Here is a 23978-nt window from a genome sequence, read left to right as displayed (position 1 = left end):
GCTGTATAAATTAGGAGGCATTAAGTGGTTTTTTGCAACACTAAATGGTCTACCAAAACCACATATAGTTTACTACTCTTTTTTGATTTAAGCAACGTTTTTGCTGGTAAATTAGTGAGTTTTAATGTTTCTCTCCATTGGTTTAAATAAGCTCGCAACCGCCGACTATTTTGCATCTTCAAAACTCCCAACACCGCAAGTAAGCGGGGTGTAAATTGCCCCAGTTTTGCGCTCTGGAATCAGTTTCCACTTGCTCAAACTTTTTGCTTTCGATTTTTCCTTCATGCCGCAATACGGCTCCGTTAATTTTTTTTTGTCCGAAGAGAGCTTTGGGCGAAGCATAAGCCCTTCGGGCCGGCACGCGCCTTCGCAGTATCTATTTTTCACAGTGTTTTGTCTCCATGAGTGTCTTATCCCAAGCGTATTGCTTCATGCCGTGCTTTTTTGCTATATCTCAGCAGCAGATGGTTTAGCAATTTTTCCTTGCGGTAGTGTGTTCGGCGCGCCAGCGCCAACAACTGAGCCAGGACTTACGCAAAAAATACTTGGTAACACTATTGGTAGCGGTAAAATGCACAATTTTTATACTACAGATAGAGCTTATGCGTAAGTCCTCTGAGCTTAACTTCAGGCACGGCTCACGGCTCCCCTATCGGGGAATAGTTACCAGAAGTATTCTAACGACTCAAAATGTACCAACCACTGCACCTCAAATACCGCCCCAAAAACCTACAAGAATTAGTGGGTCAAGACACCATCAAAACAACCTTGACCAATGCCATCACCTCCTCCAAAATTGCTCAAGCTTACCTGTTTACTGGCCCCAGAGGAACAGGCAAAACCTCAACCGCTCGCATCCTTGCTAAATCCCTCAATTGTTTGAATAGCAAAAAGCCAACCGCCACTCCTTGCGGAGAATGTTCAAGCTGCAAAACCATTGACTCCTGTTCAAGCTTAGACGTAACTGAAATCGATGCTGCCTCTCACAATGGCGTGGATGATGCCAGAGAATTAATACAACACAGCAACTTTGCGCCAGCGATGAGCCCTTACCGTATCTGGATTTTAGACGAGTGCCACCAACTCAGTACCAGCGCTCAAAATGCTCTCCTCAAATGCCTTGAAGAACCTCCGGCTCATGTGGTATTTATTCTCTGTACAACTGAAGCACATAAAGTCCTGCCGACAATTATCTCCCGCTGCCAAACTTTTAACTTCCGAGCCTTGTCAGTTGATGCTATTGTCGGACAATTGCACAAAATTAGCTCCACTGAATCTATTGAGATCGCAAGTGAGGCCATGCGGGCGATCGCTCGCACCTGCGACGGGGGGTTAAGGGATGCCCTGCAATTACTTTCTCAGCTTTCACTGCTAAACTCAGAGATTACCCTAACTCAAGTTGCAGAAGTATCTGGCAGTATCAGCGAGCAAGAGTCGATCGCCCTTCTCAAAGCCATTCATTCTGGCGATACCTTAAGCGTACTGCAATCTTCGAGAACGCTGATTGACAGCGGCAAAACTCCCAAACTGATTCTCAGCAGCTTGCTAGCAGCAATGAGAGATTTGCTCATTGTCAAATCAACGCGCCACTGCCAGAATTTAATTGCAGGGCCAGTAGGCTACTCACAACTGCGATCGCTCGCTCTTCATCTGGATTTTGAAACAATTGATGCGGCTTGTACACAATTGCAAAAATCAGAATTTCAATTGAGAACTAGCACCAATGCTGCTACCTGGTTAGAAGTCTGTCTGCTGAACTTGATGCTGTCTTGCAAACCCGCTGCCCCCGAAACGCGGTTGCCGGCAACTTCCCAATCTAATCAGCCTGACAAATTTGATAAAAGTCCTCAAAAAATAGAGGCCGATTCTCCTGACTTTGAGACAACTTGGGCGCAAGTAGTAGCAGCAGCGAAACCAGGCAATCGTAGCCTCTTAAACCACGCTCAAATTGCCGAACTTTCGGCTGATTCATGTGTGTTAGCAGTAGAAAGAAAATACGCGAACAAGTTTCAGAGTCACCTTGAATCCGTGCAGCGGATCGTTACTAAAGCTTTAGGCCGCTCTGTTACTGTTACTGTCAAACAACAGGAGGAGTTAGCAGCATGATTAGCATCCTAATTGGGAATGACACCTACGCAATTGAACGAGAAGTTGAAAAGTTTAAGACTCAAACTCATCCTCTCTGGCGAGATTTTAACATCCACCGCTTCCATGCTTCTTCCCTGGATGCAGCCCTCTCTGCTGCTGCTTCAGTTCCTTTCGGCGGAGGAAACAAACTTATTGTCGTTGAAAATTGCGATTTCAAGCAATTTGGAGAAATGGGGCTAGAATTGCTGCAAATTTTGCCCCAATTACCTGTTACAACGCACTTAGTCTTCACTGCTGCTGTTATCGACAAACGGCTCAAGGTAGTCAAGCATTTATTGCTGTTTGGTAAATTTAAGGAGTTTACTCTCATTCCCCCTTGGCGTACTGATTTAATTGAAAGTGCGATCGCTGCTACTGCTAAACAGATGAATCTCTCAATTGCCAGAGATGCTGTCAGTTATCTAGCGGTAGCGATTGGCAACGATTCTGCTAGAAGAGTCAGTGAACTGGAGAAATTAGCCATTTATGCAGCAGGCGCTCGCATTACCAAAGAATCTGCTAAAATCCTCGTTCCAGCTACCACAGCCAACTGTTTTCAACTGGCAGAAGCTCTTTTAAAAGGTCAAGCAGTCGGGGCAATTAAGGTGCTTGATGAATTGCTATCTCGGGCAGAGTTTCCTTTAGCAATTATTGCTACTCTTCAAACTCAGTTTAAAACTTGGCTGTGGGTAAAAGCTACTCTGGATTCCGGCGGCCAACTTTATGATAGTGAAATTGCTAGTATGTGCGGAATTAGTAACCCCAAACGGCTGTATTTCCTTAAGCAGGAGGTTAAGGAAGTATCTGCTAACTGTTTAAGTCGATCGCTCTCCATTTTGTTTGATTTAGAAATTGCCCTCAAAACCGGAGAAAAGTCTGACTCGATGTTGCCTGCTTTGCTCAGAATCACTCAACTCACTAAATAACAGAAAAGGCTGCCGAATTAAATTGGCAGCCTTTTACAGCGTATCCCAGATTTCTGGAGTGCAGTAGGGACACGGCAATGCCCATTGGTGTCAACTTAAGCTATCAGCCCGCCAAGTTCGTTAGTCATCCCGCCAGTCCGCCAGGGAATGAATTCCTGTCTAATAGCAAAAGTCCTCTCAAGAGGACTAATGAGTTCTTCAGTCCTCTTGAGAGGACTTTGGCTTTGAGGCAGGGGTTTCAACCCTTGCCGGACTATGGGTTTTACCTTAAGTTGACACCAATGGGCAATGCCGTGTCCCTACGTGGATTTATCGATCCGGGATGTACTTCATCAACGTGGAATCTGCTGTATTAGTCCTATTTTTTTTGTTTTGGGGTAACGTTCGCCACTCTAACATTCTTCCTTTCCTTCTGCTATATTTTTATGGATTTAATCCCAAACTTAACCTCACTTATTGCCGGACTTCTTTGCAAAATTTTAATGCTTGACGTGCTCCTTATCAGCAGAAGCCCCTGGATAACGATAAGCAACCGCAAAAGCAGTTAACGCTAAAAGTTTCTGGCGAAAAATATTATAATTAGGTTCAACAGGTAAAAGTAAATCCAATAAAAATGTCAAATTATGAGTTTTACTAAAACTAATTCCCGCTTCTTGTAAACGCCCTTTTAGATATTTCTCAACACATTGTTGAGCGTGAAAACACGCCGCATCATAGTTGGGAGATTTCCTCGCTCGTAATTCCCGCAAAGCCGTAGTAAAATCTCCTTCAGCTTTATCAACCCATTCAACTGTTAGCGGATTCATAAATCACCTTTCCTTTTTCTATAATTTCTCGCAAAAAAAAATCATTCCAGGCTAGGCGTTGCTCAATCTCTACAGGAGTTCGCACTAACAAATCTATGGCAAACTTTGGTTGAACTTTATTTAAAATTTCCCAAGTTTTGCGAAAATTGCTCCCTTTGTATGGCAAAATCACTAGCAGATCTACATCCGAGTCATTTTGAGGGTTTCCATAAGCATAGGAGCCAAATAAAATAATTTTTTCTGGCTGAGATTCATTGACAATAGCCTGACTTAATTGCATGATGTTCTCCCTTTCTATCATACTCAATCAATGCTCCTTTATTAATTTTTTTGTAATTAAGACCAGTCTCAAATAGGAATAAATTGCATTTGGTTTAATCAATTAAATTTATTCTAGCATAATTGTAAAGTCTGTCAAGATAGTCTTAAGTCTAAAAGGTTGTAACTCCTACCAAAAGCAGTCCGACTCCCAGTTGGTTTTTTGGGAATTTCCTTTCTCGTTCTTTTTTCTACCTATCGGTAGTAAGAGAGAAAAAATTCATTCATAGAGTGACCAATGCCTCCCAATTATATCAACCTTCTTTCCCAACTAATAGCCAGACATGATTTTCACCAAAATAACTTCCCAGAAGCAAGCCACTTGCAGCCAACTGCAACAGCCGATTTGTGTGAATTTTTAGGCGAAGAGGTTATTTATCAGACAATCGCTACTGCTACAACTCCTAAGCTCTACAAAATTCCTCAAGACTTGCCGCCTTCAATAATTTATGCTTTGCACCGCCAAGGCATTCAACAGCTTTATTCGCACCAAATTAAAACACTCAAAGCTGTGCGCCAGGGCAAAGATGTCATCCTCAGCACAGCAACAGCTTCTGGCAAATCTTTAAGTGCGTACTTGCCTATTTTAGAGGGCATTCTCCAACATCAATTTACTGCACTCTCTATTTATGGCTTGAAAGCTTTAACAGCCGACCAAAGTCAAAAACTTGCCGATTTGCTCCAACTGATTCCTGAGCCTGCGCGCCCGCGCCTTGCCCTTCTAACTGGGGATACTCCTCCACAAACCAGAGAACAATTATTAGCTGCAAATCCTAGCATAATCAGCGCAACACCAGAGTTAATTCACTATGCGCTGAAAGGGGTTCACTGGAGTCAGCCTTGGCAGCATTTTTTAAGTCGCCTCCGCTATATTGTCCTAGATGAAGCTCACACTTTTAACGGAGTTTATGGAGCTAACATGGCTAGCTTAATTCGCCGATTAAAATTGGCAGTAGACGAGCGCGGAGGTTGTTCTCAAAAACTGCAATTCCTGATGTTGAGTGCTACCGTTGGCAATCCAGTTCAATTAGCGAAGTTACTATCTGGTAGAAGTCGAAAGCGAAATATCAATAAACCCGAGCGGTTAGTTTGGATTAACTCTAGCGGAGCTGCTGTTCCAGAACGGCAATTAATTGTTACTAAACCGACTCATGATGCTAATTCCGATGTTGCTCGCATCATTATGTTTTTGTTGCAGCAAGGGAAAAGCGGAATTTGCTTCGGTAACGGCAGACAAGCAATTAAGAACTTGTGGGCAACTTTTAAGCAAGAAGCTATAGCTCAAACTAACTGTGGAATTGAGTCGCAAGTAGCAATTTTCTACGGCAGTTTAACAAGCGAGCGCCGCATGGGAATTATTAACTCTTTGAAGTCAGGAACAGTTAAGTGTATCCTCAGCACTAGCGCTCTCGAAGCGGGAATTGATTTGCCTCAACTTGATTTTGCTATTATTAGGGGATGGCCGGGAAGCTTGCAAGCTTTCAGGCAGAGGGCTGGCAGGGCCGGTCGGACCAAATCCGGTTTAATTATCTTCATTCCCATTGCACAATCACCTTTGGATAACTATTTTGCCGATCGCCCTGAATTGTTGCTGTCGGCCGAATCTGAATTGGTGAGCTTTAATGCCAATTATCCCATAGATATTGCCAAACATTTGATGTGCGCGGCTGTCGAAACAGGCATTCCTGCCAATAAGCTCAAGCACTACTTTGGCAAGAGCGCTCCTCAAATTGCAACGGCTTTAATTGAGCAAGGTGTTCTTCACAGAAGCCGGGAGAAATTATGGGCTAAGGGCTTTCCCCATAAAGATGTAAACTTTCGAGGGGGAACGGGTGCTAGTACGATACAACTGGTGGATGCGGAGACTCAAGAAGAGATTGAACTCCTCAGTGCGGAGATTGCTTATCGAGAGGTATTTCCTGGTGCTATTTACCGCACGCAAAACTCAGACGGCTGTTTGGTGACTTATACTTCGCGCTCACTCTTGAATGGCAAAGCTATTTTACAAAACATCCCTGAAACTCGACTGTTTACTGTAGCGATTAGCCACACTGATACCAGCCTCAAGCAGAATTTGAGTTTGCCTCAACAAATCCCGTTGGTCATTCCAGAAGTTGAAGGAAATGTTCAAACCAATTCAACGGATAGTAATGCAATTCCAGCTCAAGCTATTCTGGAACTGGTTTGGGGAGAAATTAGCCAACTCGTCACTGGTTATCAATTATTAACTCGCAATTACGAGTTAACTTGTCTCAATAGAAAGTGTGTCAATTACAAAGAGCATTTACCAAAATGTACTGCCTGTCCTGTTTGTGGCAAGAGAACTCGCTCTGCTGAGCTAACATCGGTTCTTAATGAGGTAAACTTTGAGCAACCTTACGAAATAAAATTTGCGACTCCTGTACTGCAAATTAGTTTTAATTCCCCGGTTGAATGTTATCTGCAACAGGTAGTAACAGCTACTCGCCAGGAATTGCTTCAATCTCAACAGGAGATGGAGCCCGGATATCAGCAGTTGTGGGAGTACCCCGCGAATTTGTTGGCTATTCACAGTTTCGGCCATCAAATTTTAGCAGCTTTACCTCTGACTATTTTGGCTTCACCTAATGATGTGAATTTTCTGGTAGAGAAGAGAGGTGCAAATGACTATGCAGGACTCTTTTACGATTTAGCAGAAGGAGGTTCGGGAACCTCGGAAGCTATTTTTCGTTCTCTCCCTCAATTAGCTCATGCGGCTGCTGAGTTAGCCCGCAGTTGTTCTTGCAGTTCTGGCTGTCCTAAATGTTTGATTCAGTCGGGATGCCCTGATGGGAATAAAGCTTTACTTAAGCAGGTGGGGATGTTGCTGTGTGAAGCATTTTAAGAAGGGGAAGGGTCGAAAAAGCTAATTATTTAGGGAGGAGAAAGGGGAGGGGAAAGGCTTCGCCGTGAACTCTGCTAAACGGAAAATTATCGGGTTTTTTTTCAATAAGGTTTAGTTAAGATTGACAGCATGATTGATGATCCGAATTTTTGGGCTTTTTAACTGAACCTTGTTGAGTCTTAACTGAACCGAATCTTATTGGGTTATTGTTAGCTTTTATTGATGAACAAATAAAAGCAAAAATTTATCCTTCTTCCCCTCCGCCTTCCCCCTCCCCTTCTTAAAATGTATGAACCGCGACTGCGGTTTTTAGGGGCGCATTTTTCATAATTACGCCCATGAAAAACACACTTGTGTTACCAATTATTGACTCACAAACTAGAGAGTCAATGCTGCTACATTTCAGAAAGCAACCATACAAACCCAAGAAAAAGCAAGCTCTAATTCCCAACCTTGAACGAGATTTAAAGCATGGTTGGCTGCTGAAAATACTCGCACAAATAGACCGATATTTATGGGGAAGATGGGATTATTGGGCTTTGTGTCAAGCTATTCCCGCTCATGCTTGGATGCGGTGGAAAATGGAGCCAATGTTAGCGATTCTGGAGAATAGAAAACCAGAAAAACTACCCAAGTTTGTAATTGAGGAAACTTTGCCAGCAGAACCGATTCCCCAAATTGAATGGCAGCATTCTCCTGCCGCAGAAGCCATGCTAGATAACACTCTCAATTGCATTCCTCAACATGGAGAATGGAAAACTTGGTCAGCTTGGGACTATTTGGAGTTTTTCTTGGACTGGGTTTTGTTCGCATTCGGACATCCAGCTTACAAGATTTTACCCAAAGAACCCGCCGGCTGTGAAGGTGCATCAATACGTCTTTATCAGATGTTTGACCTGTCAATTCTCATGCTGTATCCTGAAGATTATATGGGCAGACTGCTACCCCAAATTTGTGGAAAGACTGCTCAAAAAAGTTCAGGATTTTATCCGACACCCTTAGCTTTGTGCCAGTTGATATCTAAGTTGGTCAGTGGTGATAAGACAGAGCGAATTTCCAGCTTCAATGAACCTGCGTGCGGTACGGGTGCTTTAATGTTAACACAGTCGAATTACTGTCTGAGCGGTATCGGTCAAGATATAGACCCTACTCTGTTAAAATGCGCTTTGTTTCAGTTTTATCTGTTTTCACCTTGGCTGGCTGTTCCGATTTGGTGGTTGGTTGACACTCCCCGACCTGAAGGTGCGGGGATTCTAGTTTCACAGTCGTTGCTTGCCTTTGCAGGTCTTACGACCAACAGAGGTAGAGGCTACAACTCCACTAGCGTTACTTCCCGGATGCCCTCCGGTAGCGTTTGCACGACTTAAAATTACTTTGGCTGCATTCACATCTCTTTGCTCGATGTGTCCGCAGTGTGGACAGGAGTGGGTACGGGTACTCAAAGATTTTTGCACTCTAACACCACAGTTCGAGCATTCCTGACTTGTGAAATGTGGAGGGACTGCAATTATTTCCCTCCCAAATTTCGCCCCAAAGTATTCGAGCCATTGGCGGAAGTTGTACCAAGACGCATCAGAAATACTCTTGGCTAGTTTGTGGTTTCTTACCAAGCCGGAAATATTTAAATCTTCCAAGACGACAAGAGCGTTAGCTAGGCATAAGTTACGTGCGAGTCTCTTCGCATGTTCATTCCTTTGTCTTGTTACTTTCAAATGTTTCCGAGCATAAATACCACGTGCTTTTTTTCTGCCAGATGACCCCTTTTTCTTTTTGTATATTTTGCGTTGCACCCGTTTGATATCTTTCTCAGATGAGCGGAGATATCGCGGGTTCTCTTCATGATTGCCGTTGCTGTCGGAATAGAAATATTCCAAGCCAACATCAATCCCGACTTTAGATGTAGTTACGGGGCAAGATTGCTGGTTATCAACCTTGACGCAAAATTGCACGTAGTACCCATCAGCACGACGCACAATACGAACCCGTTTGATTAACTCAACTGGGTAGGTGTGAATATCCCATTTCCCCAGCAATTTAACCTCACCAATACCTTTTTTATCGATGAAGTTAATACGACGTTTTGATGGGTTCAACTTCCATCCCGATTGCTTGTACTCAACAGAACGACAATTCTTTTTGAACCTTGGATAACCTTTCTTTCCAGGTTTTTTCTTTTTGCAGTTATCTAAAAACCTGTTAATTGCGCGTTCTACATTCTCAACCGATGCTTGACAGGCATGGCTGTTTAAGTCCTTAACAAAGTCGAATTCTGCTCGTAGTTGAGTGTTGTACTGGTACAGTTCTTTTTTGCCAACACCGCGATTATCCATCCAATAACGCAATACCTTGTTACGCACAAACTGACTTGTACGAATAGCTTCGTCTATGAACTTGGATTGACTGGGTTTAACCACTGCTTTGTACTCCAGCACTAACACTCTTGAATCACCTCCTGAGAGTTTGATAGCATATATCTAGTATATACGGCATATCTAAATAGGGCAAGCAAAAAACGATTAAAAAATATACCTATTTTGCATGATGAGGTGAAAAAAAAACACAGTAGTATTAACCCCTACGGCTTGGAGACCATGAAAGTAGAAGCCCGCATTAGAGGTATTAGCATTAGTGAGTTGATAGAGGAGTTTGGGCGCAGTTTAATAAATAAAAAGCCGTCCTAAGACGGGGCTTGTATCCCATTATCTGGGTCAAACTGATTTGCTCCTCGGCAATACTTTAAGTAGCGATCGACCTCAATCAATGAACGCCACTTATTGGTACAATGAGTGGTTTGAGCCTGTCGAGTCTCCGGCTAAAAATCATACTGATTGTCCAGTCGAACATGAAATAAGTTCAGGAGAAAGCTCAGAAGTTATTGACTTGAATGATCAGACATCAATTCACTCAAATTCAGTAGTGCAAGAAGTTGTTAAGGGCAAACGCCGACCCAGAAAGACGACGATATCGCCTCACCAATTTACGCTATTTAATTTGGACGATTTCTAGTCCAATACTACTTACCAACTGCTGCTTGAAGGATTTGTGCTGCCCAATCTACTACAGCCAGCCCTTGAGTTTTAGCCACATCTTGCATCTGGGCTTGCAGGTGTATCGGGAGCTGTATAGTTAAAGTAAAAGTATCTCGTTGGGCTCGTTTTGCCTTTTTGACTAACTCTGGCTCGATCCATCGATCGAGCCACAATTTACATTTAGCTCCTCGTTCGTTACCATCTTTCTCAATAAAGCTTAGTTTGCCTAGCTTTTGACAATAAAAACTGTGAGGGTCGTCTTGAACAGGCTCAAAACTGCAATGATAGCAATTCCAGCAGCTTCGGCATGGAGTTTCTGTCTGACTGGATGTTGCTCCCAATTCCCCAGCATTCTTTTGAGTGGATGCTGAAATTTCACGGTTTGACGGATGATTGGCTGTTTGAGTTCGTTGGTTTTTGGAACTGTTCTCGTTGTTAGACTTATTCCTCGAAATTTTTTTCTGGTGTTCTTCAACAACTTGGGCAACGTGAAAAGCCGTAAGTTTGCCGTTCGGAGCAGTAGAAACGGCTTGGGCCCAAGCCCTAGGCTGCTCTTGGGAGGGTAGTGCTGTTAGAGGGCGAACTTGGCGCTCATTGGCGGGAAGGATTTGTGCGCCATGGCGCACATTTTCGTACACGGTTGCCGCCTCGATAAATTGGTAAGCTGAGCGACGAGACATTTCCCACCGATTAGTGCAATAGTCTTCAAAAGTCGAGAAGTCTTGTCGGTAGAGACGTCGATCCCGGATATGGCGCAAAGCTTGCCCTATTTCCCAAAAAGCTTTCAAGCTCCGTTCGACTGTAGCTTCCAAGCTGCTTAATTCTAATGCTTCAGCATCAGTGAGCGTGCTCTGGGCAGACAAATCTTTAGCGTCGGCTTTGTTTAGCTGGCAGTCCTGTGCAACTCTCGCAGTGAGTTCAGCGCTGCGAACAACAGAGAAGTTATGTGCATCAGAACCGCGAACTGTGTTGGAGGATGACATTGATGTTCCGTCCTTCTTGCGCGGTGCAATATTAAGTATTGCATAATGCAAGAATAGTTGTGTAATCGATTAAGGCCTTGATTGCTCAAAGTTTGTAGAAAGGGGGTAAAATAGCGAAAAACTATCGGTTTCAACGCAGCAAAAAGTAAAATAGTGTACGGTAAAAGCGTCAGTTGACATCCTCCGGGTGCGTTCGCGCACGGGGATTCCAAAGACCGCTCTTTAGGCTTCGTCTTTCCACGACTCGGCTTACACTCGGAGGAGTCTCCTCAGCCAAACTCTTGTCGATGTCTCGCAAGGGCGTTAGTTCCCGTGTGCCCCAGGACTTTAAACCTAAATTTTCGGTAAGCAATTGTGACTGTTAGCTCTGTATCTTCTCTTATACTCGATCGCCAAAAGCGGCTGACTCAGTTGATCGAGCTGCTGCTGAAAGAAGGCTGGACTCAAAGCGCTTTAGCGTCCGCTATCGGAGTAGATTTTTCAACTGTATATCGGTGGTTAAAGGGGAAAACGATACCCGAATCCGATTCTAAGAACTTTCGGCAACTGGCAAAGTTAAGCGGTGGCAGTACCAAGACTCTGCAACTTTATTTGGATGGAGAAATATCCCTATCAGTTTATCAACGCGGTTTGGATGAGGTGGCGATCGGTCAAGTGAGTGGCAGCAAGAGGATAGGCTCTGAAAAAATTAAAAAAGAAGTTTTAGCAAAGATTTATTCCCTCGATCCAGATGATATTGCCGATATCATTTCTTCATCAGTAGCATTTTTAGCCAAACTTGTATAGTTAAGTAACGAGCAGCCTGCACCCTTACGGTTTTCTGTTGAGAAACCGGAAAAATCACCGTCTCATTCCCCACTCCCCCCAATTGGTGACAACTTAAGTTAAGGAAGCATTTGTCAATCAGCAATTACGATCTGAATTGACTCGGATTTTGACTAGAAAACTCAAATCGGAGCGATCAAAAAATCGTTAAGTATCCGAATCCTGACTCCTGACTCCAGCGATCGGTCTTAAGTTGTCAGCAAAGACTCTCCCTGACTTCTGGCGATCGCCGCTATTGCTCAGTCTTTTATGCTCTGAGCAATGTACCTCCTTACTCTATCAGACCTCAATCAAACTATTCATACTAGCCCACTACAAGAGCCGCCTCTTGTTCCTTCCTATCTGCAAGAACGCTTGCAACTGCTTGTCAAGCAAAATTTAATGGGATTACCTGTCGAGCCAATTCTCAACAGTCACCCCCACTTCCAGCAGTGGGTTTTCCAACTTAAAGAACTATCGCCATCACTGTTTTTACCGCAGCGAAAACTGTTTGTTGACATTCCAATTCAAACAAAACTAGACCGAATAAAAAGGGGAGTGACAGAAGAAAACTCTTCCCCTTATCCTCCATTTAAAGTGATACAAGTCCGTACAAATGTGGGTTTAGTCAAAGGAACACCCAGACTATTTGAGTGGGCGATTCGCCATCCTGTACTGACTTGGCAAGACCGAGTTAAGTTATGGGTAGCTACCGAATTTTTCGAGATCGAGCCTCACAAGCTGCAACTGATTGTTTTGGCACTGCACCCGACTCAACCAGCAAAAAAAGTTCAGTTTGCTTGGGATAGCAAACAACACCGAAAAACTCAAAATTGGCTTTTGACTACCATTGAACGAGAGACAGAACAAACAGTTGTCAAACTCAAAGGTTATCTAACATCTCAACCGAAGGAAGTAGTAACAGCTATCAATTTGGATGAAATTAATTTGGATGAAATCAACGAAGTGTCGATCTAATTCGTTCAGACTGTATGGGTCTCCTGAATTTGTGGTGAAAACGGTAGTGTGAGGCACTCACGCGGGCTTTCCGGCCCGCATCACGAAAAATTTTATTATCACCTAAAACTCAGGAAAACGGACTTTATTGCCATCCTCCTATCGAGAGACCTCCACTCTATTCCAGACGAAATTGCCCAGAAGTTAATACTTTTATTCTCTCGATAGGAGGATGACACTCTTTAATATGAGGAAAAACAATATAGTATGGATAAAATGTAGTAGGAATGTTAGCCGTGACTGCAATTACCGCGACACAACCAAAAACAAGCCAACTAAAAACCATCCTGATAGTTGAAGATGACCCGATGATGCAGCTCGGTCTAAAGCATATCCTCAATCAGCAACCCCATTTAACAGTTGTCGCCCAAGCTGTTAACGGTAACGAAGCCGTCAGTGTCGCACTGCAACACCAACCAGACATTGTGCTGATGGACATTGACTTGCCCGGAATCGACGGTATTGCAGCCGCGCAGCAAATCAGAGCCGCACTGCCGCATACTCGCATCCTGATGCTCACCCACCACAGCAATCCAACTCAAGTTATGGCTGCTTTGTCAAGCGGCGCTCACGGTTACTGCGTTAAAGGCACTAACGCAGAACAACTTCTACTAGCGATTGCGACTGTGCAAGAAGGTGGCAGCTACCTGGACTCTAAGATTGCCGACTGCGTGCTGCAAAATCTCAAAACGCTGCCCGATAACTGTGCGAATGACGACATCAAGCTGACAGAAAGAGAAATGCAGGTTTTGCAGCAGCTAGTTGAGGGTAGAAGCAATAAACAAATCGCTGCTCAACTAGGAATGAGCGTCCACACCGCCAAAGGTCATCTAGAGATGATTCTAGCTAAATTTGAAGCGAGCGATCGCACCCAGGCAGCCATTAAAGCACTGCGCTTGGGGCTGGTTTAACCGTTAGAATAGAGAAAGTGACATTTTCCTACACCTGTAACCGAGTTACTAAACGGTTCAAAGATTACTGTTGCGGTTGCCATTTTTCCGAAAACTCCCAAGGTTTCTGCATATTCTGGAGTGACAGTCGGACTGAAGTAAACGTTAATTTCGCGTATTTAAGAAGTGATATCAATTCCGTTTATACCGGAATGATATCATTTCAGATTTGATAGAAATATGTCATTGCGAGCTCTTAGCGAAGCAATCGCAATCGCGATGTCATATCATTCCGATGCTGCCGGAAGTGATATGACATCGCGATCGACATTAACTGTTCCTAGTGGAGACAGCAGTTATTAGAGATATTCTTTGGCTTGCACGATAGTGAATAATAATACCAAATCCGGTTGGCTCGGAATGATTTAACCGCGAAGGCGCTAAGGATGCAGAGGAAGAGAGAGAGGAATAATTTCGAGGTCAACGGATTTGATATAAATCGGGTCAGTAATTTTTTTTTTATTGTTCTCAAATAGGCGTTCGTATTTTATAAATTTTAGTCGCAAAACAATTATAGTTTATGATATCTTGTCACTCTTCACACTTTGGCAATGTCAACCAAAACATCGCTCCTTTTCCCAATTCGCTATCAACGCCAATCTCTCCGCCGTGAGCCTCAACAATTTGCCTGCAAATGTAAAGTCCCAATCCCAATCCTTGCCTTAAACTAACTCCAACTCCCCTCGTATAAGGCTCGAATAATCTTGCACATTGCTGAGGAGAAATTCCGGCCCCATTGTCTGCAACCGTACAGCGAACCATCTTACCTTCCTTGTTAGCTTCTACAGTCAAAATAAACCCAGACTGATTGTATTTAACAGCATTGTCGATCAGATTGCCAAACACCCGCCATAGCTGCTGGGCATCAGCATTGACTAAAGGCAAATCTGCTGCAAAAAGCTGCTTAACCTTGACTCGATGCTGGTTGAGAATTGGTAATCTTTCAATAAGAATATTTTGGACTAAAGTAGCCAGTGACAGCGGCTTGATTGCTAAAGAATCACTTTTTATATCAAACTGTTGTGTTGCTGTTAATGACTCAATCAACTGGAGTTGGCGCGAACAACTTTGCACCATAACCTCCACAGTCCGCCTATCAATAGCAATGTTGCTGGCAGCATCATTCAGGCGACTTCGCAGCAGCAGCGACATTCCCGATAGAGGCGATCGCAAATCGTGAGAAACAGCGTGCAACAGCATTTTTAAATTAGCTTCTGCTTGCTGTCTTTCTTGAATTTCCTGGCTTAGCTGAACATTTTGTGCAGCCAATTGCACGTTAGCGCAGCGAAGTTGCTGCTGTAAACGCTGCATTTTAAGTTGAGCAGATACCCGCGCTAAGACTTCAACAGGCTCAAAAGGTTTTATAATGTAGTCAGCACCGCCCGCCTCAAACCCTTTTACTTTGTCAAATACGTCATCTAAAGCGCTGATGAAAATTACAGGAATAGCACAAGTAGCTTCAGATGCTTTAAGTTGACGGCAAACTTCATAGCCATCCATACCGGGCATTTTTATGTCGAGCAAAATCAAGTCTGGCACTTGCAACTCTACTGCTTTTAAAGCTCGCTCTCCACTAATCAGCTTCCTGACTTTGTACCCATGTTCAATGAGCACTTGAGACAGCAGTTGAATGTTGGCTGGAATATCGTCAACAATCAAAATGTCAGCCAAAAATTGTTCAGTTTGCTCCATTATCGATCGCCAAATGACAGATTTTTAAGTTTTTTCCGAATATTGTCAACCGCTATTTTTTCAGCCGCGCTGTTCGCACCAGCAGCATTAACAGGCGACTTAACATCAGCCACAGTCACGGGTTCTTCTGGATCATTCGGATGTGGCAGCAATTGGTAAGCGAATTGAATCCGCTGATCCAGCTCTTCATCTATATTGAGCAGTTTACCTGTCTGCTGCTCTACTGACAAAGCTTTCGCCCGCCTTTCAAGTTGCGGTCTGATGCTGCTGTCCCACAGTTCTTCAGACTCTTTGGCTCGCTTGATGTCGCCGGGCCGCACCGGAATCTTGAGAGGGTAGGGAAATAAAGCTTCCGTCCCCGTTGCGTAGGCCGGTGAAGTGATGACGCACTTGCCTTGAGGAAACCTCAGAATTTCGTCAGGACTAATCAGCGGTTTCTTTTGCAACTGTTCGCTCCAGTTGACAGAACGGCTCGTTTGCTGCCCCGTCGAGCTGCCGGTCGATCGATTTTTTACCAGCACTTCCACTTCCCCGTACCGCTTAGAATATTTCTCGGCTGTCTCAAAATCGCCGGGGTTGAAAAGGACATGAGTTGACAGAGCACTGGCGATCGCCGCCCCTTTTTTATCCCCATAGAGATTATAGAGTTGATTGAGCGATTGAATGCCAACAATCGGCACGCCGCCAGCAGAACGATATTCGTTAGCCCACTGATCCATTCTGTCAAACTTGAGAGACGGAAACTCGTCTAAGCAGTACAAAAATGGGTCAGAACGTACCCGACTCAAATTAGACACCACACATAAATGAATAGCAGCAGCTAACAGCGGCCCCACTACAGTGCGTCACTTGTTATTTAATTTGAAAATAATGCACTTTTTGCCTTCTAAAGCAATCGGAATGGTGCTGCGACCAATAAATGCCCGCAGCAAATCTTTTTGAATGAAACTGGAGTAGGTTGCCTCTGCGGTTGCCTTAATGCCCGCCACTGTTTTTTCAGCATCTTTTGAACTTAATAACTGCGAAAAACTAGAGGCAATCCACCTGTCCATTTTGAGGGGATGACCGTCGGGCCGATGAACGGCGTGGTCGATGCGCTTGACCAAATCTGGGAGTTGAATAATTGCGTACACAAAAGCTAAATCCGGGTAAGGACTGCTTTTTGCCAACTGCACTAAACCCTTCGCCATCAACTCGCCTGCTTTCTCGAAAAACTCATTGCCTTTGCTCTCCCCCGGACTAGCATTTCGAGCAATAACTTGTCCAATTTCTGCAATCGAATTATTCCTGAACTTTCCTAAGCAGATCCAATGCCGATTGGTATTTAGCCATATCCCCTTGTTCACGGAAAAGTTGTGCAGCTTTTTCTAAGTCTGCAACGGCCCCTTGACGATTTCCCAGTTGAGATTGAGCAATCCCCCTTATTTTGTAAGCGCAGGCAGTACAGATATTATCAGAACTAGGGCGCTCAATTGCCTGAGTCAAATCATTAATTGCTCCTGAATAATCATTCAAGCTAAATCTGGTTATCCCACGGTGCAAATAGGCTTCAGTTAAAAGTGAGTAAGCTGCAAACAAGTTGCGATTCAGGCTAATAGCCTTCGTCAAGCTAGTAATTGCCGCTTCTAGGTTTTCTGAGTCGAAGTAGTAACTACCTAGTGCTAAGTACGCCTCTGCATAGTTAGGCTTAAGTTTAATAGCTTTTTCATAATCAGCTAATGCTTCTTTCTTATTTTTTAGTTTAAAATGGACTGCACCTCGCCATACATAAACCTCTGCATAGTCAGGTTTAAGTTTAATAGCTTTTTCATAATCTTCTAATGCTCCTTGTGTATCTCCTAACTCAGAACGAATAACCCCTCGCCGATTATAAGCTTCAACCAAATCAGGGTCAAGTTTAATTGCTTCTGTATAGTCAGATAGCGCTCTTTTCTGATCTTTCTCTTTCTTGTAATCATATAGCAATCCTCGGATGAAATAAGCATACGAATTAGGCTGAAGTTCTATGGAGCGAGTGTAGGCAGCAATTGCTTTTTCATACTGCTTGATTTTTGTCAATAAATCACCTTTTAGCTGATGAAGTCTACTATCTTTAGAGTCTAAACTAATCCCTTCATTGATAGATTCTATTGCTTCTTCATATCGTTCTAATTCTTGTAAAAATATACCTTGCCATCGCCAAGCTGGGGAAAACTTAGGTTCAATAGAAGTTGCCCTAGAAAAAGATGCCAATATTTCTTGATTTGTTGGCTTTGATTTTTGTTTGTTAAACAGGGAACTCTGTTGTGCGTGAAGCACTAATCCTCGTAAATACCATGCTTGATATAGTTTGGGCTGTATTGAGATAGCTCTATTTAAAACTGCTAAGGCATCCTCATATTGCCCTATTCTCCACAGCCTATTTGCATAATTTGTCAATTCAATTGGATCGTTAAAAGTATCTAAGTGTTTTATTTTAAAAACAGCTATAACTAAGTTTAGTATATTTCGCGTACTCTTTTCTTGAGATAGAACACTCTTTTCGTCGGACAGCCGGTTTGGCAATACAGGATAATCAATTTTTAATTCACCAACTTTTACTCCTATTTGTGAGGTCATTCCTAAAAATTTATTAATTGGAACACCAAAACTATAACCTAACTGAATGGGACGGCGTTCACCAGCCTGATCTATTGTCTCTTCCCCATCAGCTCTTCCGTGAATTCCAACTACTTGTCCGTCAATGTCCAAGATTGGCCCACCACTAACTCCACCTGCTGTTATGTTGTAATAAACCATTTCATACCCGTCAGTCAAAGAGCTGGAATTCTTTCTGACCAGCTCTATCGAGTTGGGTCCAATAATTTCACCAACTGAAAATAAGCGACTAGGTTTATCTGCATTATTGTTTGAAACTGGCCATCCAGACACACAGACGAAAGTATTATTTTCTTTAAAGACGGAGTTACTAGCCAAACTTGCCACTCTGTAATTTTGATTGCTAGTAAACTGTAACACTGCCAAGTCCACTCCAGGTAAACGTTTCACAGTGCTATAATCTACTGAATGTCGCCTGCCATCCCGCGTAACAACCTGATATTTTACTGCTTCATCCACGACATGATAAGCAGTCAAAATGTAATAATTATTAGTAAAAAGTCCATTTTGTTTGGCAATAATTGCCCCAGAACCATTGCCATTAGGAAAATCAATACGAACCGTAATCTCTTCCGCAATCCTGTCTAATTCTTTCACTTGATTGGTTTCGACCAACTCAGGCGATAGCTCAACAGCACTCTTAATTGCTATTCCCCAGCTATAACGGCTCATCTTCTCACGTTCACTGCTATTAGGTTTTGAACCATCTTCAAACACATAAGGATCGCCCCAAATAGGATTGGCAATAATACCATTAATGCCTATTACTTCACCTCGCTGATTTAGAATCGGCCCCCCGCTCATTCCTTTTTGAACATTATTGGTATAACCAATTTGATAGCCATCCTGAAATGCCTTATCTGGCAACAGAGAAACTTCGCCACTTGTAAAAACCAGCTTCTTAATGTCAGAGACAAATCCAGCGGCAAATACTTGCTGATTCACAGCCAGTGTCGATACACTCATCAACTCAGCTAAAGTGTAATCTTGAGCCGAATTAAACTGTAGCAAAGCCAAATCGCTACCTTTAAAGTTAACATCCTTAACCACATTAGCTTGATGAATTTTACCGTCTGGTGTCTGGATGCGATAGGGTTCACCAGGAACCAAGACGTGCCGATTGGTTAAGACACTATAAATGTCTTCTTTTTGGCCATTCGCTCCTTTTTTGCCAACCAATATTCCCGACCCGCTAGTCTTGTTTGATAGGACTTTGACAGTAATCGAGCGAGCGATTTGCTGTACTTCTTCTGGAGAAAGTTGGTTTGTCAATGGTTGAACGCTCTCACTACGTCCAAAAACAGGAATATCCCAGATCCTTTTTCCTGTCATTCCCATTGTCACTGCGCCACCAATACAAGCAGTGGCGAACAATAGACTCACGGTAGTTAAGGTAAGATAACGACGATTGACTGACATTTGAGTACCCAGAGTTTTAGTTTTTCTCAGCAGGGATTTCCTCAGCAGGGAGTTTGCTAAGAAACTTTTTCACATCAATATAGATTTCAGAGTCATTAGAACCTTTTTCTGGCAGTGGTCCTGTTCCTAAATGGTCTGATAATAACTGGTTGACAACAAGTTTAGGGTTTGTTCCTGGCTTTAGCGTCCAGAGTAAAAGACAAGGGCGACCATGTTCTTTATCTTTAGCTACACAGATGGTGTCGAAACCCTTCTCTTTACCAGTTGTTATGTAATCCAGGAGTCCCTGATTACTATAATCTTGAAAACGGTTCGATACTTCTTCACAGCGTTGTTGCTGTGTATAGCCCACTTTATCACCAAAGTCAGAAACCCAGCGAATCACTGACTTTCTCTTTGGAATGCCCCCGTTTGTGAGCTCTCGTGCAAACGTAGTGGGTACATTGTCACGGCTCACACCGCAAATGAAAGTTACCGATTGAGGTTTGATAAGCGTGATACCACAGAACTGTAATATAGCGACTATGCCTGCTAAAGCACCTATAGTCGCTCCTAAAGCAACTAATACCGGGATGAGCTTGACCTTGATATTGCCTGGATTGTTCGTCATCATACTGTTTTGCTAAACTTTAGCTGCACAAAGGATCTGGATAACCCTACGCTTCCGATGAAATATCTGCTATTTACAGCCACACAACGCAGCCTAACCATTCCGCAAATCCGAGTTAGTTTGCTAACGCCTCCCCTAATGAAGCCACATCCACACCGTTTACGTAAGTCGCTGGGCGCGCGCACTCTCGCTTTGATTCAGGTACCGGCTGAGTTGGTAAAGCGTTTTTTTTAGCTTGATTTGAACTCAGCGGCTTTGAAGGTTTTGTTTCAGATGCGACGCCTTTGGAGCGAGAAATACTGTTAGAAGAACCGCCCTCCAATCGACCGACAAACATAGGCGAATTAACGCTGTAACTGAGAAACGGAACCGGGCCAATAATGTAAGGCGATTTGCCGCAGGGCAAACTAAACCTGAAGTACAGAGCCGTGTCAACAGTATCGCTGGTTTCTGACGGTTCCATTACCACTACTTTAAACACTTCCCCAAAAGGATGCCGGCCCGTCGGTTCCCAACCGCTCAAACAGCCAGAACCGCCTCGCACTTCCTGATATTTGCCGCTAATCCACTGCTTGCCTTCTAGCGGCCCTGTGGCGCGGCGACCGGCGTTTTCCATATCGTCGAGTTCGATATAAGCGCAATCTTTCTCGCAGGCTACCGCAAATCCTTCTACATCAGAACCGGAAATTGTGTTAGAGCGTTTGCTTTCGTACCGACTGTAGATCGTGTCAATTCGCATGATTGTGCTGCCAATGGACGCAATAGGAACAGGAAAATTAGAAAGCGGGACTTGATTGAGCAGGGGAATATTGCTGATGAGTTCCTCTGACCAGCCAGAGAACTGTTCTAAATTTACGCTGTTAAGGTTGGGGATTTGGGCGATCGCAAACTCAGATAGATCAATTTGGTTAAGTTTTGCCTGTGCTAGTTGAGGTACTTGTTTTACAGCTTGACCAATTGGCAATTGGCTGATGTTAGAGTTCACTCCAGCTATTTGAGAAGATAAAGAAGCAATTGGAGGAACATCGCTCAATCGAAATTGGCCCAGATTCGGAACAATTTCAGCCAAGTGACCAACTGTTTGCTTCCCAGCTAAGGGAAATGCTGATAAGCTAATATTCTCTAAATTGATACCCCCTAATGCCAATTGTTCAATTGCTTGCAAAGACAGAATTTCAGGTTTTACGTCGTTAATGTCACCCAGTTTCAAGATGTTGTCAACAGAAGTGCCGGCTTGCCAGCTTCGACCGCCAGAACTTCCAGAACTAGCAACGGCCGGCAGGGAACTAAAGGTGATCTGGCTCCAATCTGGTAGCAAAACTCTAGATTGTTCTTTTTCCCAAATTTTAGTAGGTAAGGAACTGGCGCTAGCAATTGATGGAAAGCTGAAGAAAGTAATGCAGATGAAAACAAAAATTAGGCAGAGTTTACTGGCAGCTATTAAAGCATATCCTACCTGATTTAATTTTTTTAACTGCTTTGGACTGTTCATTGGAATCCTATTTATGTTAACTAAAATCCGGTCAAAAAAGCTGCTCTATTGCCGATTTAAAAAACATTTTTACTGTCTTTAAAACATTACCAAAACTAGAGCAGCCTTGCAGAAATAACCAATCAGCTAAACCTCCCTATACCTCTCTCCCTTTCCTGCTCTCCCCTCTCCATTTTAGGACTTACCCAAAAACCCGGTTTTTGAGGGTAAGTTCGTCATTTTAGGTTGAGAATGAGAACAACAAACCGGGTTTTTTAGGTTGATGCGTCCAGGACTACATTTCTTTAATCAAGCTCCAGCTCCAACTGTGGATTCGGGCGGACTGCTGAATCTGTCCAAGGAGTATCTGCTAGGTTGGACAAGTCATAGACATTTTCTTGGTAAGCGTTGTCAAAATTACCTTGACGAACTTCTGTGGATGATGAGTAACCAACTGTCAAATCAGGTTCGGACTCGTAACCCGATTTGCTATAGCCAGAATTAGGTTCAGTCCATGAATTGTGCATGGTTTTTGTTATTTTATGTGGTAAACAATTCCAATTTAAATCGTATCTAGTTCCTGCAACTTCATTCCTGTGAGCGATTTTGTTCCGTAAAAATTACCCCCTCCACATGGAGGAGGCAGCTCTATGAAAGTTACCTAACGGCTCTCAGCACTGGGCAATTCTACGAAGTTGGTAAAAATGTCTTTTAAGAAAAACGATCGTTGCCATTACTGAGGTTTCCTCTGTCGGCGCTGCCGCGATGCGGCCTTGATTGCTGACATATCCAGCGGAGTTGCTTCACCACTGTCTAGCCCTACCTGAATTTCCTGCCGCAATTCCTGTAAGCGAGTTTGTTGGAATTGTTCCCGTTCTTTCAGCAGGCGCAACCCTTCACGGATTACCTCGCTAGCAGAATAATACAGTCCGCTTGAGACTTTCTCCTGGACATACTGCTCTAACTCCGGTGTCAAAGACACGTTCATGCCTGAGTCCTCCTGTAATTTGGGCTATTCCATTTTCGCTTTAATAACAGGGAATAGCAATTGTTGTTATTATTGCACTAAAAAACTCGCTCTTGTGTATAAGCGAGTTGAGCAATTGCTAAAGTAAATCTCGCGATCGGTCGAAATGAACCAATAGACATCTCCAAAAATGAATCTAAAACCCTTATCCTGCTTAGACTTATCTGTAATTTATGGAGATGTATAATCATGCCCCAAGTGGGTTTCCAACTAATCCGAATCTACAATGATTACCTACAGTTGACCTGGAGAGAGCGATCGTACCCAACATTTTGAGCAAGTTCATTTTTCCAACCGCGATCGCGCTCGCATCGCTGAAAACTTTTTGCGATCGTGCAATGAAACTGCTAACTGCACAAGACATCTTCCAGCGTTACTCAGAATACCGGACATATTCTGCATTTTTTATTAATTGTTCATTAAGTCCAAACAAATCACTTGGTTTGGTGCGAGAACACCTCCGACTTTTATTACTTGCAACTCTCCCGTTTCGTGGGAATATTGTGCTTTAACTTGGGCAATTGCTGCATCTAAACTAGATGCCTGAGCAATATACACCTTCTCAAGAGCACTTAGTACCCAAATAGGTTTGGGCCACTTATGTCGAGGTTGGAGAATTGAATAGTGAATCACTTGACCAGTATACTGAACAATTTGCTCGATCGCAGTTTCCGAACAAAACTCCCCCAATTCTGACTCAATACATTGTTTGAGTTCTTTCGCAGGAATTTGCTCAAAAACTGATTCTAAGAGCATTAATGCCGGTCTTGTCTGCTGTAATTGAGTGTGTTCCTGCACGACTAATGACTCTACGAAATGACTTACCTGATTGATTATTGAGTCAAAATCTAGCTCCATCAATAAATGACCTAAATACTCCCTTAACAAATTTCTTAGCTTTTCATCAGAGATATTGATACCGCAGGTTTTCATATAAACTGAAGGTTTATTACACAAATTCCAACCGCAGCCAACTTCTCCATTAGCTGCATCTTCTGCTTCTATCAGTTCCATCAAGTGCGGATAACTGGTTGTATCATCTATTGTGGATTGGGGCTGGGAGGGAATTGAGTTACTCATAAAAAAGCTCGGTAAGTGGGAAACTTAGTTACATTATAGTCATAATCTTTAAATTTAAATTCAAGCAGTATTTTCCCACCCACCTCCCTCTAAAAATGTTTTTCAAAATCTAATCGTTCCGAATTAAAGTCGCACTTAACAGTGCTGCATCGGTGAAGTTCATACATCTGAGCTAACCGTTATGAAAAAACTGCTCGCTATCGCTCTAACAAGCCTTTT

Annotated in this window: 22 protein-coding genes; 8 read left to right on the top strand and 14 right to left on the bottom strand. The window is 43.3% G+C overall.

Annotated elements, in window-relative coordinates; translation table 11 throughout:
- Positions 1-165: 165 nt before the first annotated feature.
- Positions 166-387, bottom strand: coding sequence for a hypothetical protein (locus JGK20_RS00280; RefSeq protein WP_293228689.1), 222 nt, complete (start codon positions 385-387; stop codon positions 166-168).
- A 303-nt stretch (positions 388-690) separates the two neighbouring features.
- Here JGK20_RS00280 and dnaX point away from each other — a divergent pair, with 303 nt between their 5' ends.
- Together dnaX and holA are read left to right on the top strand one after the other, a co-directional pair.
- Positions 691-2106 (top strand): DNA polymerase III subunit gamma/tau, encoded by a 1416-nt coding sequence (gene dnaX / locus JGK20_RS00275; protein ID WP_293228686.1) that lies wholly within the window; start codon positions 691-693, stop codon positions 2104-2106.
- Positions 2103-3053 (top strand): DNA polymerase III subunit delta, encoded by a 951-nt coding sequence (gene holA / locus JGK20_RS00270; protein WP_293228683.1) that lies wholly within the window; start codon positions 2103-2105, stop codon positions 3051-3053. The genes dnaX and holA overlap by 4 nt, the downstream gene beginning before the upstream one ends.
- 479 nt (positions 3054-3532) lie before the next feature.
- On the opposite strand, the gene JGK20_RS00265 is transcribed toward holA, so the two are convergent.
- Complete coding sequence (locus tag JGK20_RS00265; RefSeq protein ID WP_293228680.1) at positions 3533-3859, bottom strand: HEPN domain-containing protein; 327 nt, start codon at positions 3857-3859, stop codon at positions 3533-3535.
- On the bottom strand, positions 3840-4139 hold the full coding sequence (locus tag JGK20_RS00260; protein WP_293228677.1) for a nucleotidyltransferase domain-containing protein: 300 nt from the start codon (positions 4137-4139) through the stop codon (positions 3840-3842). The genes JGK20_RS00265 and JGK20_RS00260 overlap by 20 nt, the downstream gene beginning before the upstream one ends.
- 276 nt (positions 4140-4415) lie before the next feature.
- Here JGK20_RS00260 and JGK20_RS00255 point away from each other — a divergent pair, with 276 nt between their 5' ends.
- Both JGK20_RS00255 and JGK20_RS00250 read left to right on the top strand, forming a co-directional pair.
- Positions 4416-7040, top strand: a complete 2625-nt coding sequence (locus JGK20_RS00255; RefSeq protein WP_293228675.1) for a DEAD/DEAH box helicase — start codon at positions 4416-4418, stop codon at positions 7038-7040.
- 338 nt (positions 7041-7378) lie between these two features.
- Positions 7379-8407: an SAM-dependent DNA methyltransferase gene (locus JGK20_RS00250; RefSeq protein ID WP_293228673.1), complete on the top strand. Its 1029-nt coding sequence runs from the start codon at positions 7379-7381 to the stop codon at positions 8405-8407.
- Here JGK20_RS00250 and JGK20_RS00245 read toward each other — a convergent pair.
- On the bottom strand, positions 8300-9478 hold the full coding sequence (locus JGK20_RS00245) for a transposase (RefSeq protein ID WP_293228670.1): 1179 nt from the start codon (positions 9476-9478) through the stop codon (positions 8300-8302). The genes JGK20_RS00250 and JGK20_RS00245 overlap by 108 nt on opposite strands.
- Positions 9479-9800: 322 nt before the next feature.
- Between JGK20_RS00245 and JGK20_RS00240 the strand changes: the two genes are divergently transcribed.
- Entirely contained in the window at positions 9801-10046 is a 246-nt protein-coding gene (locus JGK20_RS00240) for a hypothetical protein (protein ID WP_293228668.1), read from the top strand.
- 7 nt (positions 10047-10053) lie between these two features.
- On the opposite strand, the gene JGK20_RS00235 is transcribed toward JGK20_RS00240, so the two are convergent.
- Positions 10054-11052: a hypothetical protein gene (locus tag JGK20_RS00235; RefSeq protein ID WP_293228665.1), complete on the bottom strand. Its 999-nt coding sequence runs from the start codon at positions 11050-11052 to the stop codon at positions 10054-10056.
- Positions 11053-11406: 354 nt separating this feature from the next.
- On the opposite strand from JGK20_RS00235, the gene JGK20_RS00230 reads away from it, so the two are divergent.
- From JGK20_RS00230 to JGK20_RS00220, 3 genes are all read left to right on the top strand, one after another.
- Entirely contained in the window at positions 11407-11838 is a 432-nt protein-coding gene (locus tag JGK20_RS00230) for a helix-turn-helix transcriptional regulator (RefSeq protein WP_193975537.1), read from the top strand.
- A 300-nt stretch (positions 11839-12138) separates the two neighbouring features.
- A complete protein-coding gene (locus tag JGK20_RS00225; protein WP_293228659.1) occupies positions 12139-12834 on the top strand; it encodes a hypothetical protein in 696 nt (231 codons plus the stop codon).
- A 275-nt stretch (positions 12835-13109) separates the two neighbouring features.
- Positions 13110-13784 carry a response regulator transcription factor gene (locus JGK20_RS00220; protein WP_293228657.1) on the top strand — a complete coding sequence of 225 codons (675 nt, stop codon included), beginning with the start codon at positions 13110-13112 and terminating at the stop codon, positions 13782-13784.
- A 570-nt stretch (positions 13785-14354) separates the two neighbouring features.
- Here JGK20_RS00220 and JGK20_RS00215 read toward each other — a convergent pair.
- The 9 genes from JGK20_RS00215 to JGK20_RS00175 form a co-directional block, all read right to left on the bottom strand.
- Positions 14355-15515, bottom strand: a complete 1161-nt coding sequence (locus JGK20_RS00215; protein WP_293228654.1) for a hybrid sensor histidine kinase/response regulator — start codon at positions 15513-15515, stop codon at positions 14355-14357.
- Positions 15515-16351 (bottom strand): TraG/TraD/VirD4 family protein, encoded by an 837-nt coding sequence (locus JGK20_RS00210; RefSeq protein ID WP_293228651.1) that lies wholly within the window; start codon positions 16349-16351, stop codon positions 15515-15517. The genes JGK20_RS00215 and JGK20_RS00210 overlap by 1 nt, the downstream gene beginning before the upstream one ends.
- A 9-nt stretch (positions 16352-16360) precedes the next feature.
- The gene (locus tag JGK20_RS00205; protein ID WP_293228648.1) at positions 16361-16705 is read right to left on the bottom strand and encodes a hypothetical protein; all 345 of its coding nucleotides are present in this window, start codon (positions 16703-16705) and stop codon (positions 16361-16363) included.
- A 91-nt stretch (positions 16706-16796) separates the two neighbouring features.
- Positions 16797-19571 (bottom strand): tetratricopeptide repeat protein, encoded by a 2775-nt coding sequence (locus JGK20_RS00200; RefSeq protein WP_293228645.1) that lies wholly within the window; start codon positions 19569-19571, stop codon positions 16797-16799.
- Positions 19572-19587: 16 nt separating this feature from the next.
- Positions 19588-20184 (bottom strand): COP23 domain-containing protein, encoded by a 597-nt coding sequence (locus tag JGK20_RS00195; protein WP_293228642.1) that lies wholly within the window; start codon positions 20182-20184, stop codon positions 19588-19590.
- 112 nt (positions 20185-20296) lie between these two features.
- Positions 20297-21673, bottom strand: a complete 1377-nt coding sequence (locus JGK20_RS00190; protein ID WP_293228638.1) for a hypothetical protein — start codon at positions 21671-21673, stop codon at positions 20297-20299.
- 284 nt (positions 21674-21957) lie between these two features.
- Entirely contained in the window at positions 21958-22179 is a 222-nt protein-coding gene (locus JGK20_RS00185) for a hypothetical protein (protein WP_293228635.1), read from the bottom strand.
- Between the two features lie 206 nt (positions 22180-22385).
- Positions 22386-22640, bottom strand: coding sequence for a type II toxin-antitoxin system ParD family antitoxin (locus JGK20_RS00180; protein WP_293228632.1), 255 nt, complete (start codon positions 22638-22640; stop codon positions 22386-22388).
- A 447-nt stretch (positions 22641-23087) separates the two neighbouring features.
- Positions 23088-23759: a hypothetical protein gene (locus JGK20_RS00175; RefSeq protein WP_293228629.1), complete on the bottom strand. Its 672-nt coding sequence runs from the start codon at positions 23757-23759 to the stop codon at positions 23088-23090.
- Between the last annotated feature and the right edge of the window lie 219 nt (positions 23760-23978).

The organism is Microcoleus sp. PH2017_05_CCC_O_A, from assembly GCF_020738785.1.
Taxonomy (GTDB): domain Bacteria; phylum Cyanobacteriota; class Cyanobacteriia; order Cyanobacteriales; family Microcoleaceae; genus Microcoleus.
This window is presented reverse-complemented; position numbering and strand designations above follow the sequence as displayed.